Below are 14940 nucleotides of genomic sequence, written 5' to 3'. Positions count from 1 at the left end.
CAAATGAGGTCGAAAATGGCGCAAAAGGTTCAATGCGCGGGCTGCCGGGATGGAAAGCCCTTTCCCATCGAATTCACGATGGCGTTTCAGCCGATCGTTGATGCTTCCGAAGGCAATGTCTGGGCCTACGAGGCGCTGGTGCGCGGCATCAATGGCGAAGGTGCGGGCGCGGTGCTGTCACAGGTGACCGAGGCCAACCGCTATGCCTTCGATCAGGCTTGCCGCGTGAAGGCCATCGAACTGGCCGGCGAAAGACTGCCTGCAGACAGTCAGGCGCGGGTTTCGATCAACTTCCTGCCCAATGCCGTATATGAGCCGATGGCCTGCATACAGTCGTCGCTCAAGGCTGCCTACAAGGTAGGGTTCGATCCGCGCCGGATCATGTTCGAATTCACCGAGGACGAGCAGATCGCTGATACGAACCATCTCAAGCGCATCATTGCGGCCTATCAAAAGATCGGATTTGTCACCGCGATCGATGATTTCGGCGCGGGTTATTCGGGACTCAACCTGTTGGCACAGTTCCAGCCCGATATCATCAAGATCGACATGGCCCTGATCAGGGATATCGCCGACTCGCCCCCGAAGCAGGCCATCATCGCCGGATTGATGTCTATGGCAGGACAGTTGGAGATCGAGGTGATTGCCGAAGGGATCGAAACCGAGGCGGAGTTCGACAGCCTGCGGCATGCCGGGGTCCGCCTGTTTCAGGGCTACTGGTTTTCCCGACCCGAGGTCGAGACTTTTTCCGTTCCCGCCGGATATGCCAGCTAAGGCGTTTCCCCCGGGATTTGCTTCACCTCGCCTGCGCTAGGAAGCGCGGCTTTGTGGTTCCGCCTTTTTGGTGACCTTGGCGAGTTCCGCCATGAACTCGCGAACGTTGGGCGGCTGGGTGGTCGTGAAGGGAATGGGCCGGGTGACCTGCATGGCTGCGATGCCGACGCGCACGGTCATCATGCCGTTGATCAGGCCTTCACCGAGCCTTGCAGACAGCCGTGCCGTGAGGCCCTGACCGAGCAACTCCTCGATCACGCCTTCGCCAAGCGCCAGCCCGCCTGTGATCACCAGGTGCCCGAGCACTGCGCGAGCGAGACGCAGGCTGCCGAAAAAGCCCGGACGGCCGCCATAGAGCGTGGCGATGTGCCGGGCGAGACGGGCGCTTTCGTAGATGACGAATGCAATGTCGACCAGGGCGCGGGGGCTGACCGCGGTAACCAGGGCAATGCGGCGTGCAGAAGAGGCGATGCGGGCGCGGGCGCGATGGTCGATTGGAGTGAGCAGGTCGCGTTCGGCCAGCCCGATCAGCGCGGCACCGTCGAAAACGCCGGGTTTGTCGCCGAGAAAGGTTTCGCGAGCCCGGGCCAGGTCTGGGCGGCCTGCATAGAGATCGGTCAGATCGCCCGTAACGGCCTTGGCGCCCTCGATGTCGTCCGCCTCGTGCGCCTTGCGGCTGTCGGCTTGAAGCTTGGCGAGGTGACGTAGCCGGAAGATCGCGACGATCTCGCGTCCGACAAAGACAAGTCCAGCGAGCAGGACGACCGCCAGCAGCCCGAGCCCGATCCAGCCGAGCGCTTCATAGCGCGAGAAGAGATCGCGGATCAGCCGTTCAGCCATCAGGCCGAGGCCAAGAGAAACCAGCAGGCCCAGGGCTCCCCAGAAAAGGCGCCCCCAGAACGACCCTTTGGGCCGCAGCGCGTTGGTCGAGACCTCCTCGGCCACGATGTTATCCACGGGGCCCGGGGCTGCGCTAGGCTGCTCGGCGAGGTCGGGGGTAAAGGCCACCGGCCCGCGCTTTTCACCGGCTTCTTTTTCCGGCTCGGCCGGGTTGAGCGATTTGGCGACGGGCTTGCGGGTCATTTCAGGCGGTCTCCCAGCAGGAACTCGGTCGCGCGGTCGAGGCGGATATGGGGCAGAGGACTTGTGCGGGCGTCACGGACCGGCGGGCGGAAGCGCAGGAATTTGAGTGCCGAGACAGCTTCGGCGGCCTGAAAAAGTGATTCCGGGTTTTGCGGCAAGTCGCCGGGAAAGAAGGCGATTTCCTCCTTGCCGTCATAGGTGTGGCCTTCGAGTTCTTCGCCTTGCCGCGGGCGCCCAATGATGCAGGGCAGGGTTTCGCCTTCATGCTTGACCGTGCCTTCGCGAGTGGCGCGGACCGAGGACAGGGCGATGGCCTCAGTACGGGCGCCGGAGAACTTGGCGCGCTTGGCGGCATCGTCGACCAGCCGGCCCAGCAACGCTTCGAGCCGGTCATGAGATGTGTGATGCAACAGGTCTGCCTTGGTGGCCGCAAACAGGATGCGGTCGATCCGGCGGGTCAGGAGCTGGCTGATCGGGTTGCTGTCCCCGACGCGGAAGCAGCGCAGAATATCGGTCAGCGCCGTTTCGAGATCGCGAACGGCGGCAGGCCCCGCGTTGAGGGCACTGAGCGCATCGACCAGCACGATCTGGCGGTCGAGCCGGGCGAAGTGGTCGCGGAAGAAGGGTTTCACCACGTGGCGCTTATAGGCCTCGTAACGCCTTTCCATCATCGCATAGAGGGTGTTGGAGCGCGGCGTCTCATCAGGCTCGGGGAGCGGACAGAAGGTGAGGGCGGGGGAGCCTTCCATCTCGCCGGGCATCAGGAACCGGCCCGGCGGCAGGGTCGACAATCCGTGCTCGTCGGCCCGGCAGGCGCGCAGATAGCCGGTAAACGCTGCGGCCAGGCCTTCTGCGGCGGTGTCGGTCGCTTCGGCTTGCGGATCTGCGCTCTCGACGGCCTTGAGCCAGTCTCCGGCCAGCTTGAGGCGCGGCGGGTTGCGGGCCAGCCCCAGCGCTTCGGCGGACCATTCGGCATAGTTCTTGGTCAGCAAGGGAAGGTCGAGCAGCCATTCGCCGGGATAATCGACGATGTCGAGATGGACGGCGCGCGGACCAGTCATGGCGCCAAGCCAGCTGGCCGACTGGTATCTGAGGGTGAGACGAAGCTCCGCCACGCGCGAGGTGGAGGCCGGCCATTGCGGGTCGGGACCGGTCAGGTCCTCAAGGTGCTTCTCATAGGCAAAACGCGGCACCTGATCGTCGGGCTGCTCGGCCAGCTGCGCACCAATCAGCCGGCCTTCGGCCATGGCGCCAAACAGCGGCATGCGGGTGCCGGCGATCAGGTTATGCACCAGGGAGGTGATGAAGATCGTCTTGCCGGCCCGGCTCAGCCCGGTCACCCCGAGCCGGATCGTGGGGGTAAACATGCCGCCTGCAGAATCCCTGAGGTTCTCGGCGGCGATGCCGATCTCGTCGAGCCAGTTGGTGGGGCGCTGGGCCATGACGCTCCTGGTGGCGGGGCAGAATTGCCGCGTGTGTTCACACAGTTAGGTGTTTTGCGGCCAAGCACAAGGGACCGGCCCCGGAGGTGGGGCCGGCCCGCTGGATCAGTCTTCGTTCGGCGTGCCGATCTTTTCGATGTCGTAGTGCGTCGTCTGATACATCTCGTTGATCCAGTTCTGGAACAGAAGATGCGCGTGCGAACGCCAGATGTTGCGCGGCTTTTTCGTCGGATCGTTGTCCGGGAAATAGTTGACCGGCGGCGCCGTATCGAGCCCCGCCTTCCTGTCGCGCTCATACTCTTCCTGCAGCGATGTGCTGTCATATTCGAGGTGATTGAGCATGAATAGCGAGCGTCGCGAGGGGTCCTCGAGCATGCAGGGTCCGATCTCGTCGCTGTCGATCAGGATTTCGAGCCCGTCGCCCTTGGGCAGGGTGTCACGGTCGATATCGTTGTATCGCGAAACAGGCACGGCAAAATCATCGGAGAACCCGCGCAGGAAGGGCGAGTTCGGCTTGATGTTCTTGTGCCTGTAGACGCCGAACGCTTTGTTTTCCCGCCGTTTCCGGCTGGCACCATAAAAGTGGTAAAGCGCGGCCTGCACGCCCCAACAGATGAACATGGTCGAATGAACATGGGTCTGGGTCCAGTCCATGATCTCGATCATCTCGGGCCAGTAGCGCACTTCCTCGAAGGGCAGATGGGCGATCGGCGCACCGGTGACGATGAAGCCGTCGAACTTGCGGTTCCGCACTTCTTCCCAGGTCGAATAGAAGGTTGAGAGGTACTCTTCGGGGGTCGATTTCGACTTGTGGTCGGTGATGCGCACAAGAGTGAGTTCGACCTGCAGCGGGGACGCTGCGATCAGGCGTGCGAACTGGGTTTCGGTGCGCTGCTTGTTGGGCATCAGGTTCAAAAGCCCGATTTGCAGCGGCCGGATGTCCTGGCGCGCGGCGCGGGTCGAATCCATGATGTTGATGCCCTCGGCCTCAAGCGTCTGGCGGGCGGGCAGGTGGTCGGGAATCTTGATGGGCATGGCTTGGCCCTTTGTGCTGGCCGATTTTCCGGCGCGATCTCAAACTATATGGGGTTCAATTCCAAAAAGGCGATCCTAGCGCGTCGCGCGCTCGCGGATCGCCTTGCGCATGAGCCCCAGAAAATCGTCATGGTCGCGCACGGTTGCCACATCGGCCGAGGAAACGGTGTAGCCATAATTGTCGGCCAGAGCCTGATATCGCGGCTCGCGGTCGCGCAGGATCGCTTCGAAGCCCCAGGCACCAAAAGCATCCGGATCGACATCGTCGTCGTGATCGACGCCATGGGCCTGTTTGAACTCGGCCCATTTCTGCTCGAGCAGGTCTGGACGGTAATACATCGGCTTGGGGCTCTTCTTGAACCGGTCGACGAGGTTCTGGGCGTCCTCTTCGGAGCCCTTGATCTGCACGATCACCGTGTTGTCCGCCAGCATGGTGACGAGCGGGTCCCCTGCGTCGAACGGGTCCAAGACCTCAATCAGCGAGCCGCCCGTATCGGCAACGAAATTGTCGTAGCCGTAGAGCTCCTTGGCGCGCCCGATAAAATAGGGAATGTCGTTGAGGGCATAGATCTCGGCAACCCGGTGCTGCTCCTGGCGGCGCTTGTATTCCTCGAATTGCAGCCCGCCCTTGTCCGGATCGCCCGGCCGGCCGAGATAGGTCGAGAGCGGGTCGAGGTTGGCGAAGGTGATGTTCGAAGAAATGTAGATCGAATCCGAACGCAGAAGTTGGGCGAGGAAGGGGTTCTTCATCGCTTCGCGCTTGAAGTTGTCGACGATGAACTCGCCCATGTGCCGCGTGCCGATGCGATAGTCGACCGAGAAGTGGAACCAGCGGTCCTTGCGCAGCCTGTCGGCGAGGTGGGTCTTGCCCACGCCCGACATGCCGAAAAGGGTCACTGCCTTGCGGTCGAGACTCTCGAAATCATCGGGGCTGTCAAAAAGCATGGCACCTCAAACCTTTCGCCCGGCTCATAGCCAGTTTTGCGCTTTGCGGCAAGCAAGGGCCACAAGGATACCGAGCATGTGTGTATCCCGGCAGAAGTTGCCCTGTAACGCGGAATCTCTTGCCGAAACCGCCCCCTGTTGGCCCGGTTGAGAATATCACTTTGTATATAAATCAAGGATTTAGCGGTTTGGCATTGGCCTTGCATCGAAGCGGGCGGAGGTGCGGCCCCTGGAGGCCGCTCGATGAAGGAGACGAATGAATGGGTATTTATGGGGCTCTGGCGACGGCGGTGACTGGCCTTAAGGCGCAGTCCTTCGCCCTCGAGCACATCTCGGGCAACATCGCCAACTCGCAAACCACGGGCTACAAGCGGATCGAGACCGACTTTGTCGATCTGATCCCCGAGGCGCCCCCGAAGCGGCAGGTGGCCGGTGCGGTGCTTGCGCAGTCTCGCGCGACCAATGACGACCGCGGCGATATCATTGGTTCCGCCCGCGCGACCAACATGGCGATCAATGGCGACGGCTTCTTCGTCGTTGACCAGCAGATCGGCAACAATGACGGCAACGCCGTGTTCTCCGGGGTCGACTACTTTACCCGCCGCGGCGATTTCGACGTCAACAAGGATGGTTATCTGGTCAACGGGGCAGGGTTCTTCCTCAAGGGGCTTCCCATCGATCCAGCCACCGGCAACATCTCCGGTTCAGTGCCTGAAGTGATCCAGCTGTCGAACGAATTCCTGCCGGCTGTGGGAACCTCGCAGATCAACTACAAGCTCAACCTGCCCCAGCTGCCCAAGCCGGCGGCCTATGATGCCTCGGTGGCGAATTCGGAGCTGCTGGTGCCTGGCGACTATGCCGTCGACCCGACAGCGGGCGGGGCGGAAGTGGTGCAGGGCGATGACGTCCCGACCTTCCTCGAGCAGTCCATCGCCGGTGGTGCCATCTCGGTCTATGCCGACAACGGCGCGCAGGTGAACGTGCAGGTGCGCTGGGCCAAGACCGACAGCGTCGAGAATGGCGGTTCCGATACCTGGAACATGTTCTATCTCACCGATGCTGATGCGACGGGCACGGATACGGCCTGGGTGAATGCGGGCTCGGACTATGTGTTCGACCCGGATGGCTCCCTGAACCCGGGGATCTCCGAAACGACATTGAACTCGATGTCGGTCAACGGGATCGACCTGGGCGATGTCACGGTCCGCCACGGCAATAGCGGCGTGACCCAGTTCTCCGATGCCAACGGCACCGCGCAGGTCACCCAGCTCAACCAGAACGGGTATGCTGCCGGTGAATTCGTGGCCGTCGAGGTGAACTCCGAAGGCCGGATCGTGGCCAGCTATTCGAACGACCAGCAGGTCGAACTGGCGCAGGTCATCACTGCCGACTTCAACGCCGTGAACCAGCTCAGGCGGCTCGATGGCGGCATCTTCGCGGCGACCACGGACTCTGGGGATGCAATTATCTCCACCGACGCCTCGATCGTGGGGTCTGCGCTTGAGAACTCCAATACCGACATTTCTGAAGAATTCACTAAGCTGATCGTAACCCAGCAGGCCTATGCTGCGGGGACCCGGATCGTCTCGACTTCTGATGAGATGTTGCAAGAAGCCCTCAACATGGTCCGGTAACGGACTGCAGAATGGCGGTCCGGTGATAGGTAGAAAACCGGACCGCGCCCCTTTTCACGGAGCGCGAAGATGAGCCTGGGCGTAACGCTTACCAATGCCTTGTCCGGCATGCGGACAAGTCAGCAGGGCCTCGATATCCTCAGCCGCAACGTCGCCAATTCCGGCACGCCGGGCTATCACCGGCAGTCGCTGGTGTTGTCCGAGGTCAATGGCAGCGGCAGCTCACATGTACGGCTCGCGGGGATCGACCGCGCCTTCTCTCAATCGCTCCAGTCCCAGATCCTGACCGAAACCGGGCGCGCCGGTGCCACCGGCGCAACGGCCGAGTTCATGTCGCGGCTGGAGTTGCTGTTCGGCAAGCCGGGTGATGTGAATTCGCTCGACACCCAGTATTCGAACTTCGAGAACTCGCTCACCAATCTCGCGGCCAGCCCTGAAGACTTTGCTGCCCGCTCCGAAGTGGTCTCGCGGGCCCAGACCCTGGCCGGCAATCTCAATTATTTGTCGAATTCCGTTCAGGAGATGCGGCGCGAGACCGAAGCGCAGATTTCGAGCCATGTGGCCGATCTCAACCGCAATCTCTCGGCCCTGCAGCGCATCAACGAGCAGCTGGTCGATACCTCGCGTGACGATGGTTCACGTATGGCGCTGCTCGACGAGCGCGATCGCCTGTTGACCTCGGTGTCGGATGTGATCGACGTCCGGGTGGCCTACAACGAGAACAACGGCACGGTGAATGTCACGACCAAGTCGGGCATCGGCCTGCTTGATGTGGAAGCTTCGATCTTCGAGTTCGAGAATGCCGGCAATCTGTCGCCGCACTCGCTGTTCAATCGTGATCCTAACGAAAACGGGGTTGGCACGCTGACCCTTCGGACGCCGTCTGGTCTCGCGCTCGATCTGGTCAGCCAGAACGTGCTTCAGTCGGGCCGTCTGGCCGCTCTGGTCGATTTGCGCGACAACACGCTTGTCGAGGCGCAGGCACAGCTCGATGAGATTGCGGCCGGTCTTTCCGCTTCGCTTTCGACAACGAGCGAGGATGGCACGGCCGTCTCGAGCGGCGGGGCGGACGGGTTCGAACTCGACCTGTCGACGATTCAGCCGGGCAACAGCTTCACCCTCAACTACACCGAAAGCGGTGACGACAAGACCGTGCGGGTGGTGCGGATTGACGATCCGGCCAAGCTGCCGCTCGATGAAACCGACGCGGACGGCGTGCGGACTATCGGGCTTGATTTTTCCGGCGGGATCGGGGCTGTGGCATCCGCGCTCGATACCGCGCTTGGGGCCGGGATATCGGTCAGTAATCCGTCCGGCGACACCATCCAGATCCTCGACGATGGGGCAGGGGCGACGACGGACGTCAATTCGCTTTCCTCGAGCTATACGGTGACCGGCGCGCAGGACGGAACCTCGGCGATGCCGCTGTTCACCGACGGCACCAGCACTGCCTATACGGGCAGTCTTGACGGCTCCACACAGCGGTTGGGTTTCGCGGCCCGGATCCAGGTGAACCAGTCTGTCCTCAACAACAACTCGCTCCTGGTCAAATATGATGCTGGAACCGCGGCCGGCGACAATACGCGGCCCAACTTCCTGCTCGACAGGTTGAGCAGTGCGACCTTCGAAGCCTCGACCGACACCGGGCTGTCGCAGATCAACGCCAAGCTGTCGGGCAATGTGCGCACCCTGATCGAGCAGACGATCAACTACCAGGGCAACCAGGTCCAGGCGACGCAGCAGAATGCGGACGCCCAGAACATGGTGATGGAATCGCTGTCCCTGCGGCAGGAAGAGGCGTTCGGGGTCGACGTGGATACCGAGATGGCGCGGCTGATCGAGTTGCAGAATTCATATGCCGCGAATGCCCGGGTCGTGGCCATCGCCAAAGAACTGATCGACACGCTGTTGTCTATCTAGGAGCAGACCGATGATCATCAATAACTCCCTGTTCCCGGTCAAATCTGGCTTCAACGCGGTCTCGGACATGCGATCGCGGATTGATCAGCTCCAGCAGCAGCTGGCGACCGGCAAGCGAGCCCAGACGCTGGGTCAACTGGGCAAGGACAGGGTGATCGATCTGTCGATCCGCTCGCGGCTTTCAGGCATGCAGGCCTATCAGCAGAACATCCAGACAGTCGGGCTCCGGCTCGACATGATGAACACGGTCTTCACCCGTCTCGACGGGGTGGAGAGCGAGGCGCGCTCAAGCCTGACGCTCGGGAGCGTCGATTTCACCTCCGGCGCGGTGACGCAGGCCCAATACCAGAACGAGACCCGGCTCAAGGAAGTGATTGAGCTGATGAACACCGACCTGAATGGCCGGCACCTTTTCGGCGGCAATGTCACCGACAAGAACCCTGTTGCCTCGTTCGATGTGATCATGGACGGGACAGGGGGCAAGGCCGGGTTCAGGCAGGTGCTGAGCGAACGCCGCGATGCGGATCTCGGAGCGAGCGGGCAGGGGCGCATCACCACCAACTTCACCGGCACGACGCTCGAACTGGCTGAAGATGGCGTACATCCTTTCGGTTTCAAGCTCGACAGTCTGACCGCCGAAGGCAGCGGAGTTTCCCTCACCGGGCCAACCGGTTCGCCTTCGACATTGTCCATCGAGTTTACCGGACAGCCCGGGCCGGGCGATCGCATCAATATCGGGCTGGCACTGCCTGACGGCACCAAGACCACGATCTCGTTAAAGGCGACACTGGGGCCGACCGCGCAGCCAGGCGAATTCCTGATCGGCGCCAATGCCGGTGATACGGCGACGAACTTCAATGCCGCGTTCAACACGGCACTCGATGACAAGGCGACGGGAGAACTGCCCGCAGCCAGCGCTTATGCGGCGGCGGAGATGTTTTTCACCAAGCCTGGCGAGACCGCGATGCGGGTCGATGGGCCGCCCTATGACAGTGCGACGGGACTTGTCGCAGCGACGAGCAGCGACACGATCTCCTGGTATCAGGGTGAGGATTCGACCGTTCCGCGGCGCAGTGCACTGGCGAAGGTCGATGACAATACCGAGGTCGCCTATGGTGTGCAGGCCAATGAAGAAGGCACCGCCGAGCTGGTGCGAAACCTGGCGGTACTTTCCGCTGAATCCTTCAATGGCGGCAATCCCAATGACGGGCTTCGGTTCAAGGCGATGAGCGTTCGCGCCTTCGAGAACCTTTCGGAATCCAATAACTCCAAGGCCGGTTCGATCGAGTCCGTCTCGATGGACATCGGCCTTGCACAGACATCGCTCGGGCGAGCCAAGGAGCGGCTTGACCACCAGGAGGTGGCGCTCGAGACGATGCTCTCGGATATCGAGGATATCCCGCCGGAAGAGGTGGCCATGCAACTGCTGAGCCTGCAGACGCGTCTGGAGGCGAGCTACGCGACCATCGGCAAGGTCAGCCAGTTGTCACTGGTCAACTTCCTGCCCTGACCCAGTTTCGTGCATTGAGTTGCACGGCAGGCGCCCACTGACCCTACCCCTCGACAAGAAAAAGCCCGGCTCAGGCCGGGCTTTTTGCTCGTATTCGTCTGGTGGTCGCGCTCAGGCAGAGGTCGGGCGGCTGCGCAGGCCCGCTGCGATTTCACGATTGATGTTAATCAGCACGTCGAGCTTTTGCGGGCTCGGAGAAGCGATCACTTCAATCGTGTGGTTCATCACGAACAGGCCGAGATTGGCAACGTTCTGCTTGATCTGGTGCGGCAGCGGATTGTCTTCCTTGGTGACCGTAGTCAGGAACACGCCCCAAAGCTTGCGGTTGTAGTGAAGGACGTCGCTGAGTTCGCTGCGGGTCAGGTCCCAATCGTCTCTCACACGCTGCAGCTGGGCTGCCGAACGGGAGAGAAGATTGGCCTCGAGGTCACGCGGAGCTGCCGTTTGCTTCGTCGTCTGCTGGTACGCTGTCGCCGCGTGATGCTGCATTGAGAAGGCCGCTTTCGTACTCGATGAGTTTCTTCGCCAATTTCAAAGCTTTGTATGACGATCCGGTTAATATCTCGTTATTGATATCGTCCACAATCGCGATGGACGAGGGGACCGCCCGGACGAAATCGTTGACCAGACCGAAATAGGACTCGCGTATCGTTTCAATGTCTTCGTCCAAATACATGAGCTGTATGGCGAAATAGATGCGCTTGGCCGGCGTATCTGCGGTCTCTGCGGTCAGTATGTCCTTCTCGCGCAGGATAGGGACCTTGCCGTCAATATACAGGCGTGTGCGCTGGTCGGAATTGGTGACGACGCAGTCTCCGATGATAAGGCGTTCGCCGGGCTTGAGTTCAACCTTGAGGGACATTGGTGCTTCTCCTGGAGCGGCCGGCGTCAGTCCCTTTTGATGGGGCGTTCACCGGTGGATTCTTCCTGTTCCGTGTTGAGCCTATCATCGCTCACTTTGGTTGCAGAGGTCTTATCGGGACGGATCGAAAAGGCGCCAAGACCGAGCAGGAACATCACCGTCCCACCAAGAACGAACGGCATGCCTGTGCCCAGGAAACTCGCGACAGCGGCGCCGAGGAACGGGGCGGTCAGCATCACGGTCACGATCACCGCCTCGCCGGCGGCAAAGGCCTTGCCGACATGCTCAGGCGGCGTCTCGTTCTGTACGATGGTCCGGTAGGGCACGACAATGAAGGCGACGGCGCCCCCAAGCAGCAACACGGCACCAAGGAACACAAGCACGCTGATGGAAAATCCGAAAATGCCAGCGAGTCCCAACAGGGCGGCGATTGGCCCCGAAACCACGGCACCGAGGCCGATGACGCGGAACGGTCCGGTCGCAAACTTGAGAGTGCCTGCAATCAGGGCACCAGCAATGCCGCCAAGACCGGCCAGCGCGATCGAGACCCCGAACACCGTTTCATCGAAGCCGAAATCGCGGTTCAGCAGTGCGATCAATGTGTCGTAGAGGAAGATCGAGAAGTAGCCGGCCGCCGCGAACAGAAGGGTGATCATCATCAACCGGTTGCGGAAGAAGGCCATGATGCCCTCGGGCGCTTCTTTCCAGAACGGGGCTTTAGAGGCTTCTTCGGCCTCACGCCTGGGGATGGCGAGCCCGGCGAGGATCAGTGCAGCGGTAAGCGAGAGAACAGCGTTCAGGACAAAGATCGCGTTCACCGAGAGCAAGAGCAACAAAGCACCGCCAAGCGCGGGGCCTACCACCTTGGAAGTCTGGTTGATGCCGTGAATGAGCCCATTGGCGGGTTGGCGGTTCTCTGCATCAGTCAGCCGTTGCACGGCGGCTTGCCGTGCCGGCGTGAAGGCAGAGTCTACACTGGCGCGCAAGAAGACGAGGACGAGCACGGTCTCGATGCCCGGCGCGAAAATGAATGCAAGGGTGACGAGGCCCCGGCCCAGGTTGGATGCGATCAGGACCCAGCGCAGATTAATGCGGTCGACAAGCGCGCCTGCGAGTGGGCCGATGATCACATAGGGCAAGCTCATGGCCAGTGCGAACAGGGCGAGAGACCATGGGCCGCCGTCGAAGACATAGACCAGCAACACAACGACCGCGGTGTAATCGAGCCAGTCCGCCAGATCGGCGGGGATGTTGGCAAATACCAGGCGGCGCAAACCCTTCACGCCGAAGATCTTCAGATAGCCGAACATGGCAGCCCTCCCTGTCCGAGATATAGGGCAGCGTGGGAGGAGTGACCAGCGGGGCAAAAGAAAAGGGCGGGTCCGAAGACCCGCCCTTCCGAAACATCTCTTCGCTGCCGATTACAGCAGACGAAGCACGTTCTGGTCGGCCTGGCTTGCGAGCGACAGAGCGGTCGAAGACAGCTGCTGACGGGTCTGCAGGGCCAGCAGGTTGGCCGCTTCCTCGTTGCTGTCTGCCAGCGTGAGGTTGGCCGCGCCGGTTTCCAGCGTGTTGATGATGTCCTTGGTGAAGTTCTGACGGATTTCAACCACGGACAGATTCGAACCGAACTTGGAGGACTGAGTGCGCAGCGTTTCGATGCCGCTCTTCAGGGTGTCCAGGGTCGAGTTGATGTCGGCATCGTCGTCAAAGCCGCCAGAAGCGACTTCAGACAGACCCAGCCCGGACGAGCTGTAGGTCACGCCACCGATATCGAGGCTCGAAGACCCGTCTTCGTTGAACAGCACCGAAAGGCTGTCACCGTCGAGCAGGTTCACACCATTGAAGCTGGCGTCCTTGGCCAGGTCGTCGATCTGGGTGAGCAGTTCGTTGTACTGGGTTACCAGTTCGTCACGCTTCGGGTTGGCAACGTCAGTGGTGGTCGAGGTCTCGTCTGCACCAGTGTTGGAGCCATTGGAGATCCCGGTCGAACCGCCGGTCACCGAAGCCGAGTAGCTCGCCACAGCAACGCTGGACGAAGCACCGGTGGTGGTGGAGGTCAGATCGACATTGCCGCCATTGTTCGAGGCGATGGTCGCACCGGCCTGATCGTTGATCAGGGCCACAATATCGTCAGCGGTCAGCGCGGAGGAATCCAGGCTGGCGCCGTTGTCGGTGTTGTACTGGGTAACCGCCGCATCGTCGATGGTGATGGTGGTTGCCGAACCGCCGTCGACCGTCAGGTCGAAGGAGATCGCGTCGGCCGCAACAGCAGCAGCACCAGTATCCGAGTCGGTGCCGAGGCCCGACGTGTTGGTGATGGTGTCGGCGCCGCCATTGTCATTCACGGCAACGTTGCTGATATCGATCGAGGACGAACTGCCCGTGGTGCCCGAAGTGATGGTCACATCGCCACCGGCGGCAGACACGGTCAGGTCAGCACCGGACGTGTAGGTGCCTTCCGCGTCGATCGCAGCGCTGATTGCCGCGGCAAGTTCGTTTTCGTCATCGATGACGTTATCGTTGTTGCCGATACCGGAAACCACCGACTGATCGATGGTGATCGAAGCAGTGGAGCCGCCATCAATCGCGATGTCGAAGGTCAGCGTATCGCCAGTGTCGTCGAAGGTGAGAGCCGAACCGAAAGTTGCCGAAACCGAGCCGGCAGTCGCGGCCGAACCGGTGCCCGAAACGTCAACGGCCGAGAAAGCGCCGCCCGCCAGCGTGCCGGCAGTCGCGGCAGTGGTGGTGGTTTGTTCAACGGTCGCTGCAGTCTGCAGAGCCTGACGGGCAGTCGCCTGAGCGCTTTCCACCAGGTTGGTGATGGCGGTGATGCCATTGTCGGCAGCTTCGATGGTCTGAACCGCATTCGACACCGAATCCAGAAGCTGACCCAGATCCGACGCGCGGGAGTTCAGCGAAGACGCAGTGAAGAAGTTGGTCGGATTGTCGAGAGCGGAGTTGACCTTCAGGCCCGTCGCCAGACGTTCCTGGGTCTTGCCCAGCTGCACAGCCGTGTTCTGCAGGCTAAGCAGGTTTGAGCGTACCGCTTTCGAAAGGGTGATCTCGGCCATTTGAATATCCTATTCTGGGTTGCCGTTACTCATGACGCCTCCTCCTGAGACGTTACCCAGACAGTGACTCCAAGGGGCTAATTTATGGTTAACAAGTTCACAGCGAACAGGCTTAACGCCCGGTTTACGGGGCTTTACAGCCGTTAACCTTTGGGCGGGCGAACGCGAATCGAGACCCTGAGCGGGAGGGAATCGGGTTCAAAAGTGGACTATTTCAGGCTTGTTTGTCGTGAAGGGCCAAGGAAGAGGCCGGTGGCTTCCACTGGCTATCCGCATAGCTGAGCGCCTGTGCGCGCGAACCGGTGGGCAAAGGCAGCTCTGCTGCGATCAGCGAGGTCTCGAACGGTGTGGCAGGCGGCACGGCACGGGAGCGGGGCTCCTCCTGGATGCCTGCATCCGGCTTTCGGCCATGAGCGGAGCCCACATTCCTGGACGGGCGTTGGCCCGTGGCGTTCATTTCGGTGTGCGTCGGCTGGGTTCGGCGCGGCCCCATGCGGTCGCCGCGTGCCACAACCGTCTTGTTGGTGCCCGTGATCGTCGCACCGAGCAGTCCTGCAGGCTGAATCGACCTTGCTGTCACCGTACGCTCCACGATAGGCGGCCGCGTCATTGCGGCAGCCGTTCGGTCCCGCACTTCGCCGGTTTCGGCGTAAGGAAGCGA

At 61.4% G+C, this 14940-nt stretch carries 13 protein-coding genes; 4 read left to right on the top strand and 9 right to left on the bottom strand.

The genetic code is table 11. The features are described from left to right. Window positions 1-15 precede the first annotated feature (15 nt). Window positions 16-774 carry an EAL domain-containing protein gene (locus tag G489_RS0106785; protein WP_029040905.1) on the top strand — a complete coding sequence of 253 codons (759 nt, stop codon included), beginning with the start codon at window positions 16-18 and terminating at the stop codon, window positions 772-774. A gap of 36 nt (window positions 775-810) precedes the next feature. Here G489_RS0106785 and G489_RS0106780 read toward each other — a convergent pair whose 3' ends face one another. From G489_RS0106780 to G489_RS0106765, 4 genes are all read right to left on the bottom strand, one after another. Beyond that, entirely contained in the window at window positions 811-1857 is a 1047-nt protein-coding gene (locus G489_RS0106780) for a YcjF family protein (RefSeq protein ID WP_029040904.1), read from the bottom strand. Beyond that, window positions 1854-3299, bottom strand: a complete 1446-nt coding sequence (locus G489_RS0106775) for a YcjX family GTP-binding protein (RefSeq protein ID WP_029040903.1) — start codon at window positions 3297-3299, stop codon at window positions 1854-1856. The genes G489_RS0106780 and G489_RS0106775 overlap by 4 nt, the downstream gene beginning before the upstream one ends. 105 nt (window positions 3300-3404) lie before the next feature. Then, complete coding sequence (locus G489_RS0106770) at window positions 3405-4334, bottom strand: homoserine O-succinyltransferase (RefSeq protein ID WP_029040902.1); 930 nt, start codon at window positions 4332-4334, stop codon at window positions 3405-3407. 75 nt (window positions 4335-4409) lie between these two features. Next, window positions 4410-5279: a hypothetical protein gene (locus tag G489_RS0106765; RefSeq protein WP_029040901.1), complete on the bottom strand. Its 870-nt coding sequence runs from the start codon at window positions 5277-5279 to the stop codon at window positions 4410-4412. Window positions 5280-5539: 260 nt separating this feature from the next. Here G489_RS0106765 and G489_RS0106760 point away from each other — a divergent pair, with 260 nt between their 5' ends. The 3 genes from G489_RS0106760 to G489_RS0106750 all read left to right on the top strand — a co-directional run bounded on the left by G489_RS0106760 (window position 5540) and on the right by G489_RS0106750 (window position 10343). Beyond that, window positions 5540-6913, top strand: a complete 1374-nt coding sequence (locus tag G489_RS0106760) for a flagellar hook protein FlgE (protein WP_029040900.1) — start codon at window positions 5540-5542, stop codon at window positions 6911-6913. 69 nt (window positions 6914-6982) lie between these two features. Further along, a complete protein-coding gene (gene flgK, locus G489_RS0106755) occupies window positions 6983-8833 on the top strand; it encodes a flagellar hook-associated protein FlgK (protein ID WP_029040899.1) in 1851 nt (616 codons plus the stop codon). Between the two features lie 10 nt (window positions 8834-8843). Further along, complete coding sequence (locus G489_RS0106750) at window positions 8844-10343, top strand: flagellin (protein WP_029040898.1); 1500 nt, start codon at window positions 8844-8846, stop codon at window positions 10341-10343. 111 nt (window positions 10344-10454) lie between these two features. Here the strand turns inward: G489_RS0106750 and flaF are convergent, their stop codons facing one another. The 5 genes from flaF to G489_RS0106725 all read right to left on the bottom strand — a co-directional run bounded on the left by flaF (window position 10455) and on the right by G489_RS0106725 (window position 14859). Next, window positions 10455-10832 (bottom strand): flagellar biosynthesis regulator FlaF, encoded by a 378-nt coding sequence (flaF, locus tag G489_RS0106745; protein WP_029040897.1) that lies wholly within the window; start codon window positions 10830-10832, stop codon window positions 10455-10457. Further along, window positions 10771-11205 (bottom strand): flagellar biosynthesis repressor FlbT, encoded by a 435-nt coding sequence (flbT, locus tag G489_RS0106740; protein ID WP_029040896.1) that lies wholly within the window; start codon window positions 11203-11205, stop codon window positions 10771-10773. The genes flaF and flbT overlap by 62 nt, the downstream gene beginning before the upstream one ends. 26 nt (window positions 11206-11231) lie before the next feature. Then, window positions 11232-12515 carry an MFS transporter gene (locus tag G489_RS0106735; protein WP_029040895.1) on the bottom strand — a complete coding sequence of 428 codons (1284 nt, stop codon included), beginning with the start codon at window positions 12513-12515 and terminating at the stop codon, window positions 11232-11234. A gap of 111 nt (window positions 12516-12626) precedes the next feature. Further along, the gene (locus G489_RS0106730) at window positions 12627-14279 is read right to left on the bottom strand and encodes a flagellin N-terminal helical domain-containing protein (RefSeq protein WP_029040894.1); all 1653 of its coding nucleotides are present in this window, start codon (window positions 14277-14279) and stop codon (window positions 12627-12629) included. A 214-nt stretch (window positions 14280-14493) separates the two neighbouring features. After that, on the bottom strand, window positions 14494-14859 hold the full coding sequence (locus tag G489_RS0106725) for a hypothetical protein (protein WP_155889331.1): 366 nt from the start codon (window positions 14857-14859) through the stop codon (window positions 14494-14496). Window positions 14860-14940: the final 81 nt, after the last annotated feature.

Source organism: Cucumibacter marinus DSM 18995, from assembly GCF_000429865.1.
Classification (GTDB): Bacteria; Pseudomonadota; Alphaproteobacteria; order Rhizobiales; family Devosiaceae; genus Cucumibacter; species Cucumibacter marinus.
The sequence above is the reverse complement of the archived record's forward strand: the minus strand, read 5'-3'. Positions and strand labels throughout refer to the sequence as shown.